This window comes from Acidithiobacillus ferridurans (genome assembly GCF_003966655.1).
Taxonomy (GTDB): domain Bacteria; phylum Pseudomonadota; class Gammaproteobacteria; order Acidithiobacillales; family Acidithiobacillaceae; genus Acidithiobacillus; species Acidithiobacillus ferridurans.
Genome location: NZ_AP018795.1, coordinates 281,745 through 302,684 on the forward strand (window position 1 = coordinate 281,745; position 20,940 = coordinate 302,684).

The 20,940-nt window shown below is 61.5% G+C and carries 21 protein-coding genes and 1 other RNA gene; 16 read left to right on the forward strand and 6 right to left on the reverse strand.

What is annotated here, in order from left to right; all coding sequences use genetic code 11:
- Nucleotides 1-30: 30 nt before the first annotated feature.
- From ssrS to AFERRID_RS01380, 3 genes are all read right to left on the reverse strand, one after another.
- Nucleotides 31-211, reverse strand: a non-coding RNA gene (gene ssrS, locus AFERRID_RS01370) — 6S RNA.
- 9 nt (nt 212-220) lie between these two features.
- On the reverse strand, nt 221-535 hold the full coding sequence (locus tag AFERRID_RS01375; RefSeq protein WP_126604228.1) for a cell division protein ZapA: 315 nt from the start codon (nt 533-535) through the stop codon (nt 221-223).
- A gap of 27 nt (nt 536-562) precedes the next feature.
- Nucleotides 563-799, reverse strand: coding sequence for a hypothetical protein (locus AFERRID_RS01380; RefSeq protein ID WP_126604229.1), 237 nt, complete (start codon nt 797-799; stop codon nt 563-565).
- Nucleotides 800-886: 87 nt separating this feature from the next.
- On the opposite strand from AFERRID_RS01380, the gene mrdA reads away from it, so the two are divergent.
- Genes mrdA through AFERRID_RS15390 form a run of 7 tightly spaced genes read left to right on the forward strand, consistent with a single transcriptional unit; the run spans nt 887 to nt 7,183 of the window.
- Complete coding sequence (gene mrdA, locus AFERRID_RS01385; RefSeq protein WP_126604230.1) at nt 887-2,797, forward strand: penicillin-binding protein 2; 1,911 nt, start codon at nt 887-889, stop codon at nt 2,795-2,797.
- A gap of 12 nt (nt 2,798-2,809) precedes the next feature.
- Nucleotides 2,810-3,418, forward strand: a complete 609-nt coding sequence (locus AFERRID_RS01390) for a 50S ribosomal protein L25/general stress protein Ctc (protein ID WP_113525414.1) — start codon at nt 2,810-2,812, stop codon at nt 3,416-3,418.
- Between the two features lie 6 nt (nt 3,419-3,424).
- The gene (gene pth, locus AFERRID_RS01395; RefSeq protein ID WP_113525413.1) at nt 3,425-3,994 is read left to right on the forward strand and encodes an aminoacyl-tRNA hydrolase; all 570 of its coding nucleotides are present in this window, start codon (nt 3,425-3,427) and stop codon (nt 3,992-3,994) included.
- Nucleotides 3,995-4,003: 9 nt separating this feature from the next.
- Nucleotides 4,004-5,095: a redox-regulated ATPase YchF gene (gene ychF / locus AFERRID_RS01400; protein ID WP_113525412.1), complete on the forward strand. Its 1,092-nt coding sequence runs from the start codon at nt 4,004-4,006 to the stop codon at nt 5,093-5,095.
- A 56-nt stretch (nt 5,096-5,151) separates the two neighbouring features.
- A complete protein-coding gene (locus AFERRID_RS01405) occupies nt 5,152-5,694 on the forward strand; it encodes a helix-turn-helix domain-containing protein (protein ID WP_113525866.1) in 543 nt (180 codons plus the stop codon).
- Nucleotides 5,694-7,022 (forward strand): proton-conducting transporter transmembrane domain-containing protein, encoded by a 1,329-nt coding sequence (locus AFERRID_RS01410; RefSeq protein ID WP_232027696.1) that lies wholly within the window; start codon nt 5,694-5,696, stop codon nt 7,020-7,022. The genes AFERRID_RS01405 and AFERRID_RS01410 overlap by 1 nt, the downstream gene beginning before the upstream one ends.
- Complete coding sequence (locus AFERRID_RS15390; RefSeq protein ID WP_232027705.1) at nt 7,010-7,183, forward strand: hypothetical protein; 174 nt, start codon at nt 7,010-7,012, stop codon at nt 7,181-7,183. Before AFERRID_RS01410 ends, AFERRID_RS15390 begins: the two co-directional genes overlap by 13 nt.
- A gap of 67 nt (nt 7,184-7,250) precedes the next feature.
- Here AFERRID_RS15390 and AFERRID_RS01415 read toward each other — a convergent pair whose 3' ends face one another.
- On the reverse strand, nt 7,251-8,573 hold the full coding sequence (locus AFERRID_RS01415; RefSeq protein WP_070807692.1) for an IS701 family transposase: 1,323 nt from the start codon (nt 8,571-8,573) through the stop codon (nt 7,251-7,253).
- 165 nt (nt 8,574-8,738) lie between these two features.
- Here AFERRID_RS01415 and AFERRID_RS01420 point away from each other — a divergent pair, with 165 nt between their 5' ends.
- The 9 genes from AFERRID_RS01420 (at nt 8,739) to AFERRID_RS01460 (ending at nt 19,287) form a co-directional block, all read left to right on the forward strand.
- Nucleotides 8,739-9,233, forward strand: coding sequence for a hypothetical protein (locus AFERRID_RS01420; RefSeq protein WP_226832909.1), 495 nt, complete (start codon nt 8,739-8,741; stop codon nt 9,231-9,233).
- The gene (locus AFERRID_RS01425) at nt 9,230-10,171 is read left to right on the forward strand and encodes a respiratory chain complex I subunit 1 family protein (protein ID WP_113525410.1); all 942 of its coding nucleotides are present in this window, start codon (nt 9,230-9,232) and stop codon (nt 10,169-10,171) included. Before AFERRID_RS01420 ends, AFERRID_RS01425 begins: the two co-directional genes overlap by 4 nt.
- Nucleotide 10,172: 1 nt before the next feature.
- Nucleotides 10,173-10,850 (forward strand): formate hydrogenlyase, encoded by a 678-nt coding sequence (locus AFERRID_RS01430; protein ID WP_126604231.1) that lies wholly within the window; start codon nt 10,173-10,175, stop codon nt 10,848-10,850.
- Entirely contained in the window at nt 10,847-12,304 is a 1,458-nt protein-coding gene (locus AFERRID_RS01435; protein ID WP_225981782.1) for a hydrogenase 4 subunit F, read from the forward strand. Before AFERRID_RS01430 ends, AFERRID_RS01435 begins: the two co-directional genes overlap by 4 nt.
- Before the next feature lie 10 nt (nt 12,305-12,314).
- Nucleotides 12,315-13,862: a hydrogenase large subunit gene (locus AFERRID_RS01440; protein ID WP_126604232.1), complete on the forward strand. Its 1,548-nt coding sequence runs from the start codon at nt 12,315-12,317 to the stop codon at nt 13,860-13,862.
- A gap of 36 nt (nt 13,863-13,898) precedes the next feature.
- Nucleotides 13,899-14,396, forward strand: a complete 498-nt coding sequence (locus AFERRID_RS01445) for an NADH-quinone oxidoreductase subunit B family protein (protein WP_113525406.1) — start codon at nt 13,899-13,901, stop codon at nt 14,394-14,396.
- Nucleotides 14,397-14,651: 255 nt separating this feature from the next.
- Nucleotides 14,652-16,031, forward strand: coding sequence for a ribulose-bisphosphate carboxylase (locus AFERRID_RS01450; protein ID WP_113525405.1), 1,380 nt, complete (start codon nt 14,652-14,654; stop codon nt 16,029-16,031).
- Nucleotides 16,032-16,170: 139 nt separating this feature from the next.
- Complete coding sequence (locus AFERRID_RS01455) at nt 16,171-16,989, forward strand: CbbQ/NirQ/NorQ/GpvN family protein (protein ID WP_126604233.1); 819 nt, start codon at nt 16,171-16,173, stop codon at nt 16,987-16,989.
- A gap of 18 nt (nt 16,990-17,007) precedes the next feature.
- Entirely contained in the window at nt 17,008-19,287 is a 2,280-nt protein-coding gene (locus AFERRID_RS01460) for a nitric oxide reductase activation protein NorD (RefSeq protein WP_126604234.1), read from the forward strand.
- Nucleotides 19,288-19,293: 6 nt separating this feature from the next.
- Here the strand turns inward: AFERRID_RS01460 and AFERRID_RS01465 are convergent, their stop codons facing one another.
- Together AFERRID_RS01465 and AFERRID_RS01470 are read right to left on the reverse strand one after the other, a co-directional pair.
- Nucleotides 19,294-20,205: a LysR family transcriptional regulator gene (locus AFERRID_RS01465; RefSeq protein ID WP_172959314.1), complete on the reverse strand. Its 912-nt coding sequence runs from the start codon at nt 20,203-20,205 to the stop codon at nt 19,294-19,296.
- A complete protein-coding gene (locus tag AFERRID_RS01470) occupies nt 20,202-20,543 on the reverse strand; it encodes a zinc ribbon domain-containing protein YjdM (protein WP_126604235.1) in 342 nt (113 codons plus the stop codon). The genes AFERRID_RS01465 and AFERRID_RS01470 overlap by 4 nt, the downstream gene beginning before the upstream one ends.
- Nucleotides 20,544-20,940: the final 397 nt, after the last annotated feature.

Here is a 20,940-nt window from a genome sequence, read left to right on the forward strand (position 1 = left end):
GTCGGCAGATCATCCTGCCCTGGAAATAAGGAACCCCCCGCCTGGGTCGTGCAGCCCGCTACCCCATGAACCTGATGTACAGGTGGGAATCCACACACCGCTTCAGGCTACTCCGCAAAGGAGCGGCACACCACGGCGATGACTGGGGACACCCTGGATAGACAATGTTGGTTCAGGAATCATCTCGGCCACTCGAGCCCCGCAGGAGGCAATAACCAAGCTACTCTGCCCCCCTACCCATGTCAACCAGCCGGCGCAGGCGACTCTCCAGCCGATCGAGCTGTTCATCGCGCGCCTGCACTTCCTGGCGGGCGCGCTGCAGGTCTGCGGCCAGATTGACCGCCACCATCAGAGCGGTGCGCTCCTTGCTGATCGTCCGCCCCCCCGCGCGGGCGGCGTCGAGCTGTTGATTGAGCAGAGCCACCGCCTCCAGGAGCAGCGCCTGCTCTTCGGGCAGACAGGGTACCTGATAGCTTTGCCCCATCAGGTTGATATTGACGCGGTTGGTGGCGGAATTACGGGTCGCTTCAGGCACGGTCTTCTCCATCTGTCTGGGTGTTCTTTATTCGTTTTCCCAACAACTGACCTGCGTGAGCAGTTCGCTGAGTCGCAGACATATTGCCTCCTGACGTTCCCGCAGCAGGGTATTTTCTGCATCCAGCATCTGGAGTTGCTTCTGCAGTGCCTGCAGGGAACGCCTGTCGCGGTCGTCGCCTTCGAGGTGACGACGCAGGCCACGATAATCCGTTATAATGCTCTCCAGCTCTATGAACAGGGATTCAAAACGGGACTCCACCACTGCGCCACCCCATCTCTCCAAGGATTTTGCGTTCGAGTGTACGAAGCGTCCCAGCCATTTGCAAACTGAATCAGGTCATTCCCGGTTATGTCCCCTTCTGATCACGAGAAACGTATTCGCAGCTTCCGCTTCCGACTAGGGGTGGCAGCCGGTCTGATGTGGCTGGCGATACTGGTCGTCGTGCTGCGCATCGTGGACCTGCAGGTGCTGCATTATTCCAAATTTCGCACCCTGGCCTACGATAATCATGTGGCTCTCGTGCCCGTCGCACCGCCCCGCGGCCTGGTGCTGGCCGATCACGGCGCGGTGCTGGCCGAAAATGAGCCCACCTATGCCCTGGAAATCACCCCCGACCAGGTGCCCAAACTGCAGGACACATTGCAGCGACTGCAGCAATTGCTCGGGCTGGACGCGAACGATATGCGCCGCTTTCAGGAACGGCGCATGGGCAGGCCGGATTTCGATCCGGTGGTGCTCAAGGCCGGTCTGACACCGGCACAGATCGCCGCGGTAGCCGTGCGCGCGTTGGATCTGCCCGGGGTGCAGGTGGTCGCCATGCTTCATCGTCATTATCCCTACGACGCGCTCTTTTCCCACGTCGTCGGCTATGTCGGCCCGATTACCGCCACCGACCTCAAGGATTTTCGCGCCAGCAACTATGTCGGACGCAACTACATCGGCAAGAATGGCCTGGAACGCTATTACGAACGCCAGCTCCGCGGCACCATGGGCTATCAGATCAAGGATATCAATGCACGCGGCCTGCAGGTGGGCACCCTGCGCGAGATCCCGGCGCGCCCTGGTGAAAATTTACTCACCCACCTGCGGGTGCGGGTTCAGGAGGCGGGGGCACTGGCCCTACAGGGCAAGGGGTATCGCGGCGCAGTCGTCGCCATGAACCCGAACGATGGCGCTGTACTGGCCATGGTGACCAGCCCCAGCTTCAATGCCAACTGGTTCGTGGATGGTATCAGCACGGCCCACTGGCAGAGCCTCCTGGACAATCCGGGTCGCCCATTGATGAATCGCGCCGACAATGGCCTCTACCCGCCAGGTTCCTGCGCCAAGCCCTTTTATTCTGTAGAGGCGGTACAGGAAGGCATCATTGCGCCGGATTACCATACTTTCTGCGCGGGTAATTATCAGCTTGGCGGCCATACCTACTGGGACTGGAACCGGGCAGGATTCGGCAACACCGGCCTGACCAAGGCACTGACCTGGTCGGTGGATGTTTTTTATTACAAACTTGCGGTGAAGATGGGCATCGCCCTGCAGGACAAGACCCTGTGGCGATTTGGCTTCGGCAGCAAACCACCCATCGATCTGCCAGGGGGGGCCAGCGGCCTGGTACCCACCCCCGCCTGGAAGCAGGCGCATCTGCATGCCCCGTGGTACACCGGGGATTCCGTCATTCTCGGAATTGGCCAAGGGTATCTTCTGGAGAGCCCCCTGCAATTAGCGCGGGCGGTCTCCGCGCTCGCCAATGGCGGCTATCTGGTCCAGCCTCAGGTGGCCAAAGCCTTCGTCGATCCGGACAATGGCAGGGTGGAGCCCATCGCCGATGCGCCGCCCATCGACCTCCACATTTCCGCGGAGGCCATGCAGGCGGTGCGTAAAGGCATGGAGTCCTGTGTCACCAGCGGGACCTGCCATACGGTCGCCATCCCCGGCATCACCATTGCCGGGAAGACGGGCACCGCGCAAGTCCCGGTGGGGTACAAAAATGGTCACACCGTCTATAACAACGACTCTCTTTTTATCGGCTGGGCACCGGTACATCACCCCAAAATCGCCGTCGCCGTCGTGGTGGAATATGGTGGGCATAATGCCTGGCAAGCCCTGCCGGTAGCCCGCGCAGTGATCAACGCCTATTTACGGCCCGATGGAAAAATGCCGGAAACGGTTGCCGAAAAAACCGCGGCGCATTATGATGCGCCCCTTGCCATTGGGGAGAAAGGTTCTGTCAACCCTCGCCCCGCTCAACCCGCGATACCATAAGGAGTCCAGAAAATGACAGATTTTGCGATTGCGGCCCAGCCGCGCGAAGATATCGGCCGTCGTGCCAGCCGCCGCCTGCGCCGCACCGGCATGGTACCCGCCGTGCTCTACGGGGACGGCAAGGCCGCGCTGGGCATCAGCATTGAAGCCCGCCTGCTGCGCAAGCTGTTGCCCGACGAGCGCGCCTATACCCACATCATCACGCTGCAACTCCCCGGTCGCAATGAGACGGCCCTGATCCGCGATATTCAGATGCACCCTTATAAGGAGGAGGTCCTGCACATGGACTTCCTGCGCGTTCACGCTGGCGAACAAGTACGCTTGCATGTGCCCGTCCACTTCCTGAACGAAAGCACCTGCGCCGGCATCAAGGCAGGCGGAGTATTGCATCGCGCCCTGGTGGAAGTAGAAGTGGAAGCGCGGGTGGATCGCCTGCCGGAAGCCCTCCAGGTGGATATCGCCGGGCTGCACATTGGTGACAGCCTGCATCTGTCCCAGATCAGTGTGCCCGCCGGCGTGACACTGGTACCTTTGCTGCATGAAGACGACAAGGAAGTCGTCGCCATCCACAATCCGCGTACCGGTGCCGAGGCGGAAGAGGCCCCGGAGACCACCGCCTGAGGCCTTATGGACTGGTTGTTGGCGGGCCTGGGTAACCCCGGCGCGGAATACGCCCGGACCCGCCACAATGCCGGTTTTTGGACGCTCCAAACCCTTGCGGATCGGGTCGGGGCGTCTTTGCGTATGGAGAAGCGCTGGCATTGTCTGGCCGCTACGGCGCGAGCTTCGGGACTGGAACTGGGGCTGTGTATGCCCCAGGATTTCATGAACCGCAGTGGCGGCCCGGTGCAGGCCATGGCGGCCTTTTATAAAGTACCCGCGGAACGGATTCTGGTGATGCATGACGAACTGGACCTGTTGCCGGGCACGGCGCGGCTGAAACGCGGTGGAGGTCATGGCGGCCACAATGGGCTCCGCGACCTCGAACGTGCCCTGGGCACACGGGATTACTGGCGACTGCGTATCGGCATCGGCCATCCGGGGCATAAGGACGCAGTCATCCCTTATGTGCTGAGCGCTCCGCCGCCGGCGGATAAGGCCCTGATTGACGAGGCGATTGAACGCAGCCTCGGCGTACTTCCCGACTTTCTCTGCGGCCGCACGGATGCGGCGCAAAAAACCCTGCACAGCGATTAGGAGTTTCTTATGGCTTTGGCCTGCGGCATCGTCGGCTTACCCAACGTCGGCAAATCCACCCTTTTCAACGCCATCACCAGGGCGGGCATCGCGGCGGAAAACTATCCCTTCTGTACGATCGAGCCCAATGTCGGGCTGGTTGCCGTTCCGGATCCCCGTCTTGAGGCCCTGTCAGAGATCGTCAAGCCACAGAAGGTACAGCACGCCACTATGGAGTTCGTGGACATCGCCGGGCTGGTGGCCGGTGCGGCGCAGGGCGAGGGTCTGGGCAACCAGTTTCTCGCCCATATCCGCGAGACAGACGCCATTGCCTTGGTCACCCGCTGCTTTGAGGACCCCAATGTAGTTCATGTGAGCGGTCACGTGGATCCCGTGGCAGATCTGGAGGTGGTGCTGACGGAGCTGATTCTGGCCGATCTCGGCACCGTGGAGAAGGCGCAGGCACGGGTGGCGCGACAGGCCAAGGGCGGCAACAAGGACGCGGTGGCCGAAGTCGCCGCCATGGCCCGTCTCCTGCCCCATCTGAATGAAGGAAAGCCGGCCGCCAGCCTGAAACTGAACGGGGAGGAGCAAGAGCATCTGCGCGGCCTCTGTCTGCTGACCATGAAACCCCTCATGGTTATTGCCAATGTCGCCGAGAACGAGTTGCAGGGTGGCCCCTGGCGTGCGCCCCTGGAAGCCTGGGCGAGCGAACGGCACGCGAGTGTGGTGCCCGTCTGCGCCGCCATAGAATCAGAGCTGGCAGAACTGGAACCGGAGGAGCAAAGCGCTTTCTTGCAGGACTTGGGACTGGAGGAGCCCGGCCTCAAGCGCATCATCCGTGCGGCCTACCGTTTACTGGGTCTGCAGACCTACTTCACTGCCGGCGTCAAGGAGGTCCGCGCCTGGACCATCCCGGTGGGCGCCACAGCGCCACAGGCGGCGGGTGTGATCCACAGCGACTTCGAACGCGGCTTCATCCGCGCCCAGACCATCGCCTATGACGATTTCATCCGCTACAAAGGCGAACAAGGGGCGAAGGAAGCAGGCAAGATGCGCGCGGAAGGAAAGGAATATGTAGTGCAGGACGGAGATGTGCTGAACTTTTTGTTCAACGTGTAGGGAATACCGTCCAAAATAGATTGCATATCGCGCGTTTTAACGTACACTCTCCGCCCATGGAACAGGTCTGCAAAAAAATTCGGCAACTTCGCGAGGATAAGAGATGGTCCGTGCGCGGGCTGGCAGCGCGTGCCGAAATTTCACCCAGCGCCCTCTCGCAGATCGAGGCCGGGCAGAACTCCCCCTCCATCGCCACGCTGGAAAAAATCTGCGCGGCGCTGCAGATTCCCATCGCCGCAATTTTCGATGACGGTGAAACGGCGGGTTTGCCATGGATCATGCGCAGCGGTGACCGACGCAAGTTTTACAGTGCCGGTTCCCACGCTTCACTAGAACCGCTGGCCCACGGCCTGCCGCAAAAGAAAATGCAACCGCTGCTGATGGTACTGGAACCGGGCGGAGAGTGTGGTGAGCACCCCTACACCAGCGCCGAAGGAGAAGAATTCACCATCGTCATCCGCGGGACAGCCGCTTTTGAGCAATCCGGGGTGGCCACGGAACTGGGGGAAGGCGACGCCATTTACTATGATCCGCGTCTGCCCCACAACTGGCACAACCGCGGCCACTCCGCAACAACCCTGTTGGTGGTGGTAGCCTAGTGATCTCCTGCCTGCCTCTGGATCTCGCCACTGGGGCATTACTGCTCTGGCTGGGTCTCGGGCTACTGGGCTTTCTGCTGGGCGGCTGGCCAACCGCCGCCTGCCGGCTGATCTTCCCCCTCAGCAGCGTGGTTGCCCTGCTGCTGGCCATTGCCGGGTTCAGCGCGCTGACGGCCCCTCCAGACCAACTGCAACTGCGCGGGCCCCTGCCCGCCTTGCCTTGGTCTTTCCAGATCGATCCCCTCTCGGGATTTTTCCTGATTCTGCTGGGATTGCTAGCCTTCGCGGTATCCCTTTTTGCCACGGGCTATTTCCGCACCCTTTCGGGACCGGCACTGCGTCGGCTCGTGCTCCAATACCACACCTTTCTGCTGGGGATGGGGCTGGTTCTGCTGGCGGCCAATGCCTTCACTTTCCTGGTCGCCTGGGAAGTCATGGCGCTGGCCTCGTATTTCCTGGTGGTGACGGAGCATGAGGAGGCGGGCAGCCGCCATGCCGGTTTCGTCTATCTGCTCATCGCCCACCTTGGGGCGCTGGCCATTTTGCTGGGCTTCGTCCTCCTCGCCGGAGCGGCCATAGCCCAGGGCGGGCCGTTCAGCGCCATGCTGCACGCCCCCCTCGATCCATTCTGGGCATCGGCCGCCTTTCTCCTGACCTTTTTCGGATTCGGTGCCAAGGCGGGCTTGCTTCCCCTCCACATCTGGCTGCCGGATGCCCATCCTGCCGCCCCCGCACCGGTCTCCGCGTTGATGAGCGGGGCCATGCTGCAGATGGCCTTCTATGGCATGTTGCGCGTGGACTTTCTCTTTCTCGGCAAGCTGGCCTCGTGGTGGGGTCCCTTTGTACTGGGCGTGGGCCTGGCGACGGCCCTCTTCGGTGTGCTTTTCGCTGCCGTCCAGACCGACATGAAACGCCTGCTGGCCTATTCCTCCATAGAAAACATGGGGCTGATCATGGTGGCCTTCGGCCTCGCCCTGATCTTCCGCGCGCATGGACTCGGTGCCCTGGCGGCACTGGCTCTGGCCGCCGCCCTGTATCACGCCCTGAACCACGCCTTCTTCAAGGGTCTGCTTTTTCTCGGCAGCGGCAGCGTCCTGCACGGAGCGGGCAGCGTGGCCATGGATCGACTGGGCGGCCTGATCCGGCAGATGCCTCAAACCGCCTTTTTCATGCTCCTCGGCACCCTCGCCATCGCCGGGCTACCCCCCTCAACGGCTTCGTCTCTGAATGGCTGCTCCTGCAGGCATTCCTGCTGTCGCCTGCCTTGCCCCAAAGCACCCTCAGCGCGGTATTGCCCCTGGCGGCCTCCGGCGTCGTGCTGGCGGTAGCGCTGGCGGCCTATGCCATGGTCAAGTTTTACGGTATCGCCTTTCTCGGTCAGGCGCGCGGCGCACGGCATGCCCATGAGAGCGGACGCTGGGAACGCTCGGCCATGGCCCTGCTGAGTGTCGCCTGTATTGTCCTCGGACTTTTTCCGGCTGAAGTTTAGACATGCAGCCTCCTCGCCAGCTTCTATGTGTGGCGATATGGCGTAGTAAATGTGGAGCAGGATTGAGTCAGGCGACCTTTTTGCGGGGTGGGTCATCGGTATCGGCCCAAAAGGCGGGGGCGGGGCACTGGAATTTCCCGGACTTCGGGTCGTAGCCCTTCCAGAATGGAACCCGCAGAAATTGCAGATGAAGCCATTGGGCCATGAGTCCTGCGGTGACAGGAGTAGCGATACGCCAGGGCGCTACTGCAGTCATGGGGAAATCTTCGGATAGGGTTTCGGCGAGGAGTTGCACCATGGACCAAGCGATGCAGCGGATTTGCATCCAGCGTTCCAAGACGGTGCGTTTTTGCTGCCAGAGGTTATGGATGCCCCACCAGCGTTTGAGATTGTGGAAGATCGGTTCGATCTGCCAGCGGTTGCTGTAGAGGACGACGATTTCGCTGGCGGTGAGATCCGTCTCGGAAGCGAGATAGAGGCGGGTGGGAGACCACCGATGATGCTTTTCATCGTAGATCGCACTCCATACGGCACGGACCGGATGGCCGTTCAGGAATCGTGCATTGGCGATGATGGATTGAAGACGGACCTTCTGCCGTTTCCCATAGAGATCCAGAGAGACGATCTCGGTGGGCAGCGCAGCCATGTCTTCCACGGTGTACTTGTTTCCATATATCCGAGGACGCCCGCGTTGGGATGTCCTCGGCGGTGGGTCGCGGAGCAGTACAGTATCTTTGCGCACCTGGCCGATGAACTGGCCTGCCGGCTGCAGGCCGTGCTGACGCAACAGGGGCAAGAGCAGGCGCCGCCGCATGAACCAAGCATCGGTGAGCAACCGGACGGGTACGGGGATGTGGGGTATAAAGGCGCGCAGCAATGCTCCGGCGATTTTCAGCTTGTGGGTGTTGCCGGTACTGGGCACCAGGCGCAAGCGGATGGGAAAGGAAATGGCTTTGCCGGAACGGGTACGCAGGGTCAACGCCAGACCCACCCAATTCTGGGCGAGGACATAACTGGGGCGGTTGTGCTTATGACTGTGGTCGAAGCGGATGGCCGCGCCTGGGGCCTTGGTAGAGTGCCGCAGGACCATCGTGTCGTCGACGACTAACTCGACGATCAGGGGCTTGGGCAAGGACTGCAGGAGCCAGCGTACCTGGGTTATGGCCAACGCCTGTGTACGCAAGGACGCACGCTCCAGGAGTTTGTAATAGGTGGTCCAGTGGCAGCGGAGGGAGATGCTGCTGAGGGCGCGGGTGACCCAGCCTTCGGGCGAGATCAGGCAACCGCAAAGCAGCTCCACAAAACTGCGCCGCGAGCGGGGCGGCACGACCGTCAGAAAGTAGGAAATCCACTCCGAGAGGCGGAGGGCAACGAGACGATGAAAGGGCATGACAGTGATTCCGAGAAGCCTAAAACGCTTCTCATTGGCCGACCCTTTTTTACAAGGGTCGGCCGCACGGCACTATCACTGTGTCAAGCACTTTCGTAGCAAAAATAGAAAAAACCCGGCGGAGCCGGGCTGTATGTCTAAACTTCAGTTTTTCCGGGTATTTTGTTGAATATGCTGCATCCCGTGCTGCAGGAGATGCTCGGCCAAGGCTTCGCCGTCCAGCACGGGCTGTGGCTGACTCCGGTCTCCGCGCAACGCGCCAGTTACAGTCCGATCATTTTCTTCCTCGGCATAGCCACCGCCCTGGGACTGGGTTTTCTCCTGATCTGGAGCTTCTTTGGCCGGCCCCTGCGGCGGGTGCCGGTCTGGTCCTGCGGCTTTCCCGTCCGGACGTCGGCCATGCAGGATAGCCCACTGGGATTTGCGCAACCCCTGCTGCGCATCTTCGCCCCGCTGTATCAGGCGGGACGAGAGGCGGACGGCGCCGGCCGCTGGCGAATGCGGATCGGAGAACCTTTGTACCGTGGCTTCTATCAACCCCTGAACCTTGTTGCCTTCTGGCTCTCGGCTCAGGTGCTGCGCCTGCAGCAGGGCCGCATCACCCTGTATCTGCTCTACAGCTTCCTGACCCTGCTGGTCCTGCTGGCGATCTGGCGATGACGGGCATACTGCTGGAACTGGCACAGGTACTGCTGGTGGCATTTCTGGCGCCACTCTTTGCGGGGTTGCTGCGGGCCTTGCGGGCGATCCTGCAAAACCGGCGACCGGCAGGCTGCTGGCAGAACTACCGTGATCTGTATCGTCTGTTCCATAAAGAATCTCTACAGGCCGACGGCACGTCCTGGCTCTTCCGCTTTGCCCCTTATGCAATTTTCGGGGCGTTCTGTCTGGCGGCGGCGATCATCCCCATCCTTGCCACCGGCCTGCCTCTGGCACCCGCCGCCGACGTCATCGCCTTGGTGGGTCTGTTCGCCCTGGCACGGGTTTTTCAGGTGCTGGCAGCCATGGACACGGGGACGCCCTTCGCCACCCTGGGCGCCCATCGGGAAATGCTGATCGCCGGACTCGCGGAGCCCGCCCTGCTGGCCACACTCTTTACGGCGTCCCTGCTCTCCCGGTCCACTTCGCTGAGCGTGATCGTGGCCCATCTGGAGCAACTGCGCTTCGCCCTGCACCCCAGCATGGTTTTCGCGGCCGCCGCCTTTTTCATCGTGCTGTTGGCGGAAAATGCGCGGATTCCCGTGGACAATCCCGCTACCCACCTGGAACTGACCATGATTCACGAAGCCATGCTCCTGGAGTACTCGGGGCGGCATCTCGCACTCATGGAGTGGGCGGCGCAGATCAAGCTGACGCTCTATGTGGCCATCGGTATTGCGCTGTTCCTGCCCTGGGGTATCGTGCCCATCGCAGAAGTCGCGATACTGCCCGTGACCCTGCCGGTCCTGCTGCTGAAATTCGCGGGCGCCGCCGTGATCCTGGCATTGATCGAAACCTTGCTCGCCAAGCTCCGACTTTTCCGCGCCCCGGAGTTCATGGCCACCGCCTTTCTGCTCGGGGTTATCGGCCTTTTGACTTTTTTCATGCTGGGGGCATGACATGATCATCACCGCACAGGGACTCGCGTGGGGCATCCCCCTGCTGAAGCTCCTCGCCGCCCTCCTCCTGCTGCTCGCTTTCGCCATGCTGGCGCAACGGCGCCTCCTCACCCTGATCCATCTCCTCGCTTGGCAGGGAGTAGTCCTCGCGGCCGGCACGGCGCTGGTGGCACTGCTGACCGGGCAGACGGAATTGTGGTTTTCCGCAGCCCTGACCCTGGGGCTGAAGGCCATTCTGATCCCAACGGTACTGCATCGTCTGTTACGACGCCTGCAGGTACATGGCGATGTGGAGGCAGTGCTCAACATCCCCCTGACCCTGCTCGCCGGCATCGCGCTGGTCATCTTTGCGTTCTCCCTGGCCGCCCCCATCACCGCCCTGACCGACACCGTGACCCGCGGTATGGTCGGCATTGCCCTCGCCGCCGTGCTGCTCGCTTTCCTGATGATGATCACGCGGCGCAAGGCCATTTCTCAGGTGGTGGGATTTCTGGCCATCGATAACGGCCTCTTCTTCGCCGCCACCAGCGCCACCCTGGGCATGCCGATGATCGTGGAACTGGGGGTGGCCCTGGATGCCCTGATCGGCTTCGTCATTCTCGGCGTATTCTTTTTTCAGATACGGGAGACCTTCGACAGCATGGATCTCCAGAATCTGGAACATATCCGGGAGGAATGATGCTGATTCTATTGGTTCTGGCTTGTGCGGCGATGGGCATCCCCCTGCTTGCCCTCTGGGGCGACGGGCGCCGGGGGGCGGCGATGTTCATCGGCTTCAATACGCTGACGCTGCTGGCCATCCTGGCCCTGGCCATACAGGTGCTGCAAGACGGTGCATTTACCGCGGGCGGCGGGCAATTCTTGGTGGATGATCTCAGTATCGTGCTGGTACTGGTGGATGGCGTGGTGGGACTCAGTACGGCGTGGTTCTCCCGCAACTATATGCTGCACGAAACGGCGCACTGGTCGCTCTCTCGCCGGCGTGTCCGCCTTTATCACGCCATGTTTCAGACCTTTCTCGCCACCATGCTGCTGGCCCTGCTGACCAACAATATGGGCATCCTCTGGGTAGCCATGGAAGGCGCTACCCTATCCACGGTACTGCTGGTGAGCCTCTTCCGCACCGCGGAGGGCCTGGAGGCGGCGTGGAAGTATTTCATTCTCTGCGGCGTCGGTCTGGCGATGGCGCTATTCGGTACGATCCTGCTATATTTCGCCGCCCAGAAAATCATGGGGCACGGTGCGGACGCATTGTTGTGGACGCATCTGGCGGCCGTGCGCCATCAGTTGGAGCCGCAGGTCATGGCCATCGCCTTCATCTTCATGCTGGTGGGCTACGGCACCAAAATCGGCCTGACTCCGCTCAACAACTGGCTGCCGGATGCTCACGCCAGCGGCCCCAGTTCGGTTTCGGCGGTGCTCTCCGGCCTGTTGCTCAATGTCGCCCTCTACGCCATCCTGCGCGCCAAGGTACTGGTGGATGGCGCTCTGGGTCGGGACTTCGCCAGCCACCTGCTGATGGGTTTCGGTTTGCTCTCCCTGCTGGTGGCAGGCTTTTCCATGCTGCGGCAACGGGATGTGAAGCGGCTTTTCGCCTATTCCTCCATCGAGCATATGGGGCTGGCCACCTTCGCCTTCGGGATCGGCGGACCACTAGCGAGCTTTGCGGGCTTGCTGCACATGGTCAGCCACAGCCTGACCAAGTCCTCGGTGTTTTTCTCGGTCGGGCAAGCGGTACAGGACATCGGCAGCCGCGAAATCCAGCGCATCCGCGGTATGCTGGAATTCAACCCCTTGCTGGGCTGGGCGTTTATGCTGGCGGTGCTGTTCATCCTGGGAATGCCCCCCAGCGGGCTTTTCTTGAGCGAATTCCTGATCATCACCAGTACCCTGCAGGCCCAGCCCTGGCTCACGCCCTTGCTTCTGCTGGGGTTGGGTGTGGCTTTCGCCGGGATTTTCCCGCGTCTGCAGAGCATGGTCTTCGGGGTACATCAGGAAGGCGTTGTGCGCCAGTCCGCCGTCGGCATCATTCCGGTCTTCATCCAATTGGCCCTCGTCGCCATGCTCGGGGTGTTCATCCCCTTGACGCTGGACCAGTGGATGCAGCACGCCGCTCAGCTTCTCCACGGATAGGGACGCCATCATGCCCAACCCCGCGCTGCGCGTACTGACCGATTTCCGACAGTGGGGCACGACCTTGCCGGTGTGGTCCGGTCGCCTCTGCAAAGAGTACTGGCTCCTTGCCGCCGAAAACATCCATGCGCAAGGGGGTCGCCTGCTGGCCCTCTGGGGCGAGGACCGCCGTACTGAAGAACCTGGTTATCTCGTCCATGCGGCCTTTTTGTCGGAGACGGGCATCGTGCATACGGAGATGATCGTAGACCCGGCCGCGGCGTCCTGCCCGAGCCTGGCCGCCGTTTTTCCGGGCGCGCTGCGCATGGAACGCGCCCTATACGACCTGCTGGGCATTCGCGCGGGGAATGGCGACACTCGTCCCTGGCTGCGGCATGCCGCATGGCCTGCGGATCAGTTTCCCCTACGCACGGATTTTTGCGCTGACAACCTTACTACCGCTGGAGACGGAGACTATGCCTTCGTGTCTGCCGCCAGCCCGGATGCCCACGAGATTCCGGTGGGTCCCATACATGCCGGCATCATCGAGCCGGGGCACTTCCGCTTCCAGGTCCTGGGCGAAGAGATTCTGCACCTGGAGGAGCGCTTCGGCTATACACACAAAGGGGTGGAGCGCCTGCTCCAGGGCCTGGATGTGGATGCGGGCGCACGTCTGGCCGGACGGATCAGCGGTGACAGCACAGTGGCGTATGCGTGGAGTTATGCCCAGGCGGTGGAGCAGATCGCCGCGATGCAGGTCCCGGAACGCGCCCAATGGCTGCGCGTCCTCTGCCTGGAACGGGAGCGCCTGGCCAATCACCTCGGTGACATCGGCGCCATCGGCAACGACGCCGGATTGGCCTTCGCCCTGACCCAGTTCCAGGCGCTCAAGGAGGATCTGCTGCGGGAGAATCAGCGCTATATCGGGCATCGCTACCTTATGGACCGGGTCTTGCCCGGTGGGGTGGGCTTTGACCTTACGGCGGTGGCCGTCGCGGCCCTCCGCAGTGCGGGGCAAGCGCTTGGAACCGCCGTCGGGCGCCTGCAGGAAATCCTTGCCGAACATGGCGGTCTGCGCGACCGTGTGGTGCGGCTGGGCATAATTTCCCCGGAACGGGCGGCGCATCTGGGACTCATGGGGGTCGCCGGCCGCGCCAGCGGTCAACCCTGGGACCAGCGCATACAATTTCCCCAACCCCCTTACGATCAGATCCAGGTACGCATGGCCACCGCCACGGAGGGCGACGTCGCGGCGCGCATGGCGGTGCGCTTTCTCGAGATTTTCGAGTCGCTGCGCCTGCAGGAGGAAATCCTCCGCAATCTGCCCGGCGGGAACGTGTGCCAACCCCCGGATCTCCGGGATGCTGCGGGAGAGGGCGTTGGTTGGGTGGAGGGCTGGCGGGGTGAGGTATTTTTCTGGCTGCGCATGGAGCAGGGACGTATTCGCCGCTGTCATCCCCAGGACCCGTCGTGGACCCTCTGGCCGGCGCTGGAAGAAGCGGTCCTCCGCGATATCGTCGCGGATTTTCCGCTCATCAACAAATCTTTCAACCTGAGTTACAGCGGTCATGATCTGTGAGCACGGCGCCGGGACAGTTCCCGGAAGGAGATGGTGATGTACCGGATATTGCGTGAGCTGCTGCGGCTGGGAAGGGTGGGAGAGACACCACCGCGGACGGAACGGGACCCATCCTCCGCCAGCCCCCTTGTTTTTCGCCACAGCCTCGGCATCCGCCATGTGGATGCGGGCTCCTGTAATGGTTGCGAGCTGGAGCTGAATGCCCTGGGCGGCCCACATTATGGCCTGGAGCAGGCAGGCTTCCACTTTGGCGCCTCACCGCGTCATGCGGATGTGCTGACAGTGACTGGACCAGTGACCCGCCACATGGTCGCGGCTTTGCAGGACTGCCACAATGCCATGCCCGAACCGCGGCGGGTCATCGCCATTGGCGACTGCGCCTGTGGTGGCGGCGCATTCCGGGGCAGTTATGCGGTCATGGGCAGCGCCGCGGAGGTCTTGCCGGTGGATCTGCAGATACCAGGCTGTCCGCCGGATCCGGACGCGCTGCTGCGGGGACTTTTGCAGGTGTCCGGGGAACGAATAAACGGTTGACGGACGGACTCCGGCACCGAGGGTCTGACGCAGTCCGGCAAAAGCGGGGCAAACGATCCATAAGCTGATACTTACCGATCCAATAAGATTCTTCTGGTATATGGGTCGGTTTGACAATGCTATAATGCCCGGGGTTATTTGTTTTGTTGCGTGGAACGCGCTGCTCGCACAGTCCATCGGCCGGATCCGGCAGGAAGTCAACCGCAACATCGGACTTTTCATGATCAATATGCAATATGCACAAGAGGAACAACCATGGATCAATCTAATCGCTATGCCGATCTTTCGCTAAAAGAGGAAGACCTTATCTCTGGCGGCAAACACGTTCTGGTGGCCTACAAAATGAAGCCCAAGGCTGGCCACGGTTATCTCGAGAGTGCCGCCCACTTCGCCGCCGAGTCCTCCACCGGCACCAACGTCGAGGTCTCCACCACCGACGACTTCACCAAGGGTGTCGACGCGCTGGTCTATCACATCGACGAAGCGACCGAAGACATGCGGATCGCCTATCCGCTGGAACTGTTCGACCGCAACGTTACCGACGGCCGCTTCATGCTGGTGTCCTTCCTGACGCTCACCATCGGCAACAACCAGGGCATGGGCGACATCGCCCACGCCAAGATGATCGACTTCTACGTGCCCGAGCGCGTGATCGAGATGTTCGACGGCCCGGCCAAGGGCATCTCCGACCTGTGGCGCATCCTCGGCCGCCCGGTCAAGGACGGCGGCTATATCTCCGGCACCATCATCAAGCCCAAGCTCGGCCTGCGTCCCGAGCCTTTTGCGGCAGCGGCCTACCAGTTCTGGCTGGGCGGCGACTTCATCAAGAACGACGAACCCCAGGGCAACCAGGTGTTCGCCCCGATCAAGAAGACCCTGCCGCTGGTCTACGACTCCCTCAAGCGCGCCCAGGATGAAACCGGCCAGGCCAAGCTGTTCTCCATGAACATCACCGCTGACGACCACTTCGAGATGTGCGCCCGCGCCGATTTTGCGCTGGAAACCTTCGGTCCCGATGCCGACAAGCTGGCCTTCCTGGTCGACGGTTTCGTCGGTGGTCCCGGCATGATCACCACCGCCCGCCGCCAGTACCCCAACCAGTTCCTGCACTATCACCGCGCCGGCCACGGTATGATCACCTCGCCCAGCGCCGAGCGCGGCTACACCGCCTTCGTGCTGGCCAAGATGAGCCGGCTGCAGGGCGCTTCCGGCATCCACGTCGGCACCATGGGCTACGGCAAGATGGAAGGCGAAGGCGACGACAAGGTCATCGCCTACATGATCGAGCGCGACGAGTGCCAGGGCCCGGTCTACTTCCAGAAGTGGTACGGCATCAAGCCCACCACCCCGATCATCTCCGGCGGCATGAACGCACTGCGCCTGCCCGGCTTCTTCGAGAACCTGGGCCACGGCAACGTGATCAACACCGCCGGCGGCGGCTCCTACGGCCACATCGACTCCCCGGCGGCCGGTGCCATCTCCCTGCGCCAGGCCTACGACTGCTGGAAGGCCAAGGCCGACCCGATCGAGTGGGCCAAGGAGCACAAGGAATTCGCCCGCGCCTTCGAGTCCTTCCCGGGCGATGCCGACAAGCTGTTCCCCGGCTGGCGTGAAAAGCTGGGCGTGCATAAGTAATCCTCCGTCTCCGATCAACCAGATAAATGCGCCCCCGAACGGGGGCGCTTTTGTTGAAAACGGCCTCCAACAGCCCGTTTCGAACCGACTCATTCCCTGTTTCGCCGCCTCTGGCGGCAAACCACACACGGAGCGCCGCATGACTGCAACAGATTCCTCCATCCTGAACCAGTACCTGGTAGGCAAGGAACCGTTTTACCAGCCTCAGCACGACGAAGTGGCCCTGTTTGAATCTGCCTACCGCAAGCGGCTGCCGGTGATGGTCAAGGGACCGACCGGTTGCGGCAAGTCCCGCTTCGTCGAATACATGGCCTGGAAGCTCTCCAAGCCGCTGGTCACCGTAGCCTGTAACGAGGACATGACCGCCGCTGATCTGGTCGGCCGCTGGCTGCTCGACAAGAACGGTACCCGCTGGCAGGACGGCCCGCTGACGGTGGCGGCACGCTACGGCGCGATCTGTTATCTGGACGAAATCGTCGAGGCCCGCCAGGACACCACCGTGGTGATCCACCCGCTCACCGACCATCGCCGCACCCTGCCGCTGGACAAGAAGGGCGAACTGATCCGTGCGCATCCCGACTTTCAACTGGTGATTTCCTACAACCCCGGCTATCAGTCGCTGATGAAGGATCTCAAGCAATCCACCAAGCAGCGCTTTACCGGCTTTGAATTTGACTATCCCAACGCCGAACTGGAAGCCGGGATTCTGGTGCGGGAAACCGGTGTGGCGCCGGCCACAGCCACCCAGTTGGTCGCCGTGGCCGCTACCGCCCGGCGTCTCAAGGGCCATGGTCTGGACGAGGGCATCTCCACCCGGCTGCTGGTCTATGCCGCCATGCTGATGGACGATGGGGTGGCACCGCGCGCGGCCTGCCGCATGGCTTTGGTGCAGCCGATCACCGATGATGCCGACATTCGCGCGACGCTGGAGCACGCCATCGACATGACTTTCGCCTGAAGCGCGGCAGTGGCCTCCATGACGGATCATCCGTGCGACGCCTCTCTGCCATCCCGCCTGGCAGCATACCGGAAACAACTCGACTGTCGCTTCCCCCGGGTCGGCGAGGTGTTTCCCGACTGTATCGCCAAGGCCAGTGCCTGCCTCGGCCCGGCGGGAGTGAGCGCCTATGTTGACGCAGCGCGCGTCCTCTGCAAACTCGGGCGGGGTGAAGAACCGGTCCTGATTTTCCTCGAAGAATGGCCGGACATCGGCGCCGCGCTGGGCGACGGTACACTGGAAATGGTCATGCAGATGGTGCAGCACATGCAACGCACCCCCAACGGCAACGCCATCGGCGGATTTCTGCAAACCCTGGCGCCGGTCAGCCGCGCCCTGCAGGGCCGCGAGCAATTGGGGCATTACCTGGACACGCTACGCGACATGATGGAGCGTACCACCGGCTCCATCCACGGTCATCACCAGACCCACCCCAGCCCCGGTCTGCCGGAGCTCCTGCGCCAGGCACCCACCCTGTTGCAGAGCCTGACCGTGGATGGCCTGCGCCATTGGGTCGACTATGGCGTGCGCAATTATCTCCACCACCCCGAACGTCAGAAAGACTTCTTCTCGCTACAGTCGCCGGACAGCCGGGCGGTGCTGCAGCGCGAACGACACGGCACCCTGCTGGCGGACGTCGAACGCAAACTCGACCTGTACCTGCGCGGGCTCTGGGAGGACAGCGAAGTATTGGTCCCCTACTCCACCGCCTTTACCACGCTGCGCACGCCGCAGCCCTACTACGACGCGCTTGGCATGCGGCTGCCGGATGTGCTCGTTGATCTGCCGGGTGTCAGCGCGCTGGACCACTACCGCGCGATCCTGGCGCATATGGTCGGCCACCGGCGCTGGTCGACACCGCAAATAGCCGATAACTGGAGCCCGTTCCAGCGCCTGGCCGTGGAGTTTTTCGAGGACGCCCGCATCGACATCCTGGTCATCCGGACCTATCCCGGCCTGCGCACGCTATTTCTCGCGCTGCACCCCAAACCCGGTGAGGATGCCTGCGATCCGGAGACGACCTCCTGCTTGCGCCATCGTCTGGCGATGCTGTCGCGGGCGCTGCTCGATCCGGAACATGGTTACCGCAATCCCGTGCTCCATGACTTTGTCGGCCGCTTTCACCGGGAACTCGCGGGCGGCAATGCCGATACGGCGACCATGGCCCGGCTGGCGCTGGATTACGTCACCACCACACGCCGCCAGAGCGACCAGTTCGCCAAAGTGCATTTCGCCGATACCGAGATCAGCTACCGCGACGACAACCGCGGCTTATGGCGCTTCATCGAATCCGGCGATGAGGAAGAGGCCTTTGACGCGGCGCAACGCAAGGCGCCCGACCTGGAAACCCAAGGACTGCCGCCGCGCCACTATCCCGAATGGGACTATCAGAGCCAGAGCTACCGGCCAGACTGGGTCAGCCTCTATGAAGGGCTGCACGCCTCGACGGCGGCAGCGGCCATCGATCAACTGCTTCTCAAGCATGCGGCGCTGGCCAAGCACCTCAAACGCCTGCTCGATCTGCTCAAACCGCAGGACAAGGTGCGCATCCGCTACCAGGAAGAAGGCAGCGAACTGGATCTGGACGTCGCCCTGCGTTCCTGGATCGATTTCAAGAGCGGCAGCACCCCTGACCCGCGCATCAACATGAGCCATCGCACGGCCGGGCGCGATATCGCCGTGACCCTGTTGCTGGACTTGTCCGAATCACTGAACGAACCTGTCAAAACCGGCGGCGGTGACGGCCAGACGGTGTTGCAACTATCGCAGGAAGCGGTATCGCTGCTCGCCTGGTCCATCGAACAACTCGGCGATCCGTTGGCTATTGCCGGTTTCAACTCCAACACCCGCCATGAAGTGCGCTATCAGCACATCAAGGGTTTCTCCGAACCTTGGGGAGACACCGTCAAGGGCCGCCTGGCGGCGCTCCAGGCCGGTTATTCGACCCGGATGGGTGCCGCCATGCGCCACGCGGGACACTATCTGGCGGCACGCAAGGCCGACAAGAAACTGATGCTGGTACTCACCGACGGCCGGCCCTCTGACGTCGATGTGCAGGACGAACGTCTCCTGATCGAAGACGCCCGCCAAGCAGTCAATGAGCTGGATCGCGACGGCATCTTCACCTACTGTATCAGCCTCGACGCCCATGCCGACGCCTATGTCGCCGACATCTTCGGCCGTCAGTACACCGTCATCGACCACATTGCCAGACTGCCGGAAAAGCTGCCGGAACTGTTTATCGCCCTGACCCGGTAGGGGCCCTTATGCGGGCAGCAACCGCGCCGCATCCTGGTTCAGCAGAAAATCCCGGAAGGCCTGAGCGGCTGCCGAGAGGCGCTTACCCTGACGATGTACCAGATACCAATGGCGTTCGATAGGCATGCCTTGCACATCCAGCACCGCCAGATGTCCCGCCAGCAACTCTTCCCGCACCGTATGCAGAGAAGCGATGCCCAGCCCCATACCGGCGCGCACCGCATGTTTGATCGCTTCGTGGCTGCTGACTTCGATGCTCGCATGCAGCGCAACACTGGCCTTTTCGAAAAATTGTTCCACCGCGATCCGCGTCCCCGAACCCGACTCCCGCATAATGAAAGGATAAGCCGCCACCGCCTCCAGAGTAATCGCCCTGACCTGAGCCAAGGGATGATCAGGCGCGGCGATGATCACCAGCGGGTTTTCCAGAAAGGCCGTAGCCTCCAGCGACAGCCCCGCTGGTGGCCGCCCCATGATGGCAACGTCCACTTCGTTTTCCGCCAACTGATGCAGCAAGGTCTCCCGATTGGTGACATCCATACTGACCGTCACCTGCGGGTGCAATTTACTGAACGCCGCCAGTAGATAAGGTGCGATATATGCCCCAGTGGTCGCCACGCTGATATGAATATGTCCCCCGGCCAGTCCCTTGAGGTCATTGATCACTTGCACCGCCTCATCCAGCTGCTGGGTGATGGCGGCACTGTAGCGCGCCATTTCCCGCCCCGCTTCAGTGAGATATATCTGGCGCCCCAGTTGTTCAAAGAGCGGCAGTCCAACCTGCTCTTCCATCTGCCGGACCTGCATGGATACGGCGGGCTGGCTGAGATAGAGCGCCTGCGCGGCGCGGGTAAAGCTCTGATACTTCGCCACGGCGGTAAACACCTGTAACTGGCGAAAGGTGAGATGCATGCTCATGGTGTTTTACGTAGAAACTCGGACTTTAACTGTATCGCACCAACACCATCCACCTTACAATCAATGTTATGATCACCATCAACAATACGGACATTTTTTATTTTTGTTCCAACTTTTATTATTGATGACGAACCTTTGATCTTGAGATCTTTCACCACGACCACGGTATCGCCATCATTGATGGCATGGCCATTTGCATCAGAAGCACGAAGAGAGTCGATTTTTTCCAGATGGTTTTCTTTTGGCCATTCTTGTGCGCACTCTGGACATATATAAAGATTGCCATCTTCATAGACGTAATTTGAACCGCATTTTTGACAACTCGGAATACTGCCCATAGATAAGCCTTCCTTAGTGGTTATTGGTAAAAACAGCATCTTGCGGACCAAATATGGGTGCCCCATATACGCAACGACCATCCCGTTCCCAAACAAATCCGCCTCGACAGCAATGACCTGGTCGTCAGATCTCTCGCAGATTCTGGTGATACAGGTACACATCTTCTATCACTATTTAACATATTGGCCACCAATACGCCACCCTTCCGGGGTCTGGCGTAGCATGCCCGTAGAACTCCGCGCTGCATAACTGTCTGGCCTGGCCATCCTGGTTGAATCCGTCAATGAGCAGCACATCGACAAGTTTGGAGTGAACGGCCCCGAGTATTGTGGAGGCTGTTCAGGTTAAGTCATACCGCTTGACCGGCCTGACGTTCGAGTTGCTGATAATATTGTG

Bases quoted from the DNA above. Each gene is read 5' to 3' on its own strand.
- AFERRID_RS01430 (WP_126604231.1), top strand. From the start codon at position 10,173: ATGATCATCACCGCACAGGGACTCGCGTGGGGCATCCCCCTGCTGAAG.
- mrdA (WP_126604230.1), top strand. From the start codon at position 887: ATGTCCCCTTCTGATCACGAGAAACGTATTCGCAGCTTCCGCTTCCGA.
- AFERRID_RS01450 (WP_113525405.1), top strand. From the start codon at position 14,652: ATGGATCAATCTAATCGCTATGCCGATCTTTCGCTAAAAGAGGAAGAC.
- AFERRID_RS01455 (WP_126604233.1), top strand. From the start codon at position 16,171: ATGACTGCAACAGATTCCTCCATCCTGAACCAGTACCTGGTAGGCAAG.
- AFERRID_RS01460 (WP_126604234.1), top strand. From the start codon at position 17,008: ATGACGGATCATCCGTGCGACGCCTCTCTGCCATCCCGCCTGGCAGCA.
- AFERRID_RS01445 (WP_113525406.1), top strand. From the start codon at position 13,899: ATGTACCGGATATTGCGTGAGCTGCTGCGGCTGGGAAGGGTGGGAGAG.
- AFERRID_RS01425 (WP_113525410.1), top strand. From the start codon at position 9,230: ATGACGGGCATACTGCTGGAACTGGCACAGGTACTGCTGGTGGCATTT.
- ychF (WP_113525412.1), top strand. From the start codon at position 4,004: ATGGCTTTGGCCTGCGGCATCGTCGGCTTACCCAACGTCGGCAAATCC.
- AFERRID_RS01465 (WP_172959314.1), bottom strand. From the start codon at position 20,205: ATGAGCATGCATCTCACCTTTCGCCAGTTACAGGTGTTTACCGCCGTG.
- AFERRID_RS01415 (WP_070807692.1), bottom strand. From the start codon at position 8,573: ATGCCCTTTCATCGTCTCGTTGCCCTCCGCCTCTCGGAGTGGATTTCC.
- AFERRID_RS01470 (WP_126604235.1), bottom strand. From the start codon at position 20,543: ATGGGCAGTATTCCGAGTTGTCAAAAATGCGGTTCAAATTACGTCTAT.
- AFERRID_RS01440 (WP_126604232.1), top strand. From the start codon at position 12,315: ATGCCCAACCCCGCGCTGCGCGTACTGACCGATTTCCGACAGTGGGGC.
- pth (WP_113525413.1), top strand. From the start codon at position 3,425: ATGGACTGGTTGTTGGCGGGCCTGGGTAACCCCGGCGCGGAATACGCC.
- AFERRID_RS01435 (WP_225981782.1), top strand. From the start codon at position 10,847: ATGATGCTGATTCTATTGGTTCTGGCTTGTGCGGCGATGGGCATCCCC.
- AFERRID_RS01390 (WP_113525414.1), top strand. From the start codon at position 2,810: ATGACAGATTTTGCGATTGCGGCCCAGCCGCGCGAAGATATCGGCCGT.
- AFERRID_RS01405 (WP_113525866.1), top strand. From the start codon at position 5,152: ATGGAACAGGTCTGCAAAAAAATTCGGCAACTTCGCGAGGATAAGAGA.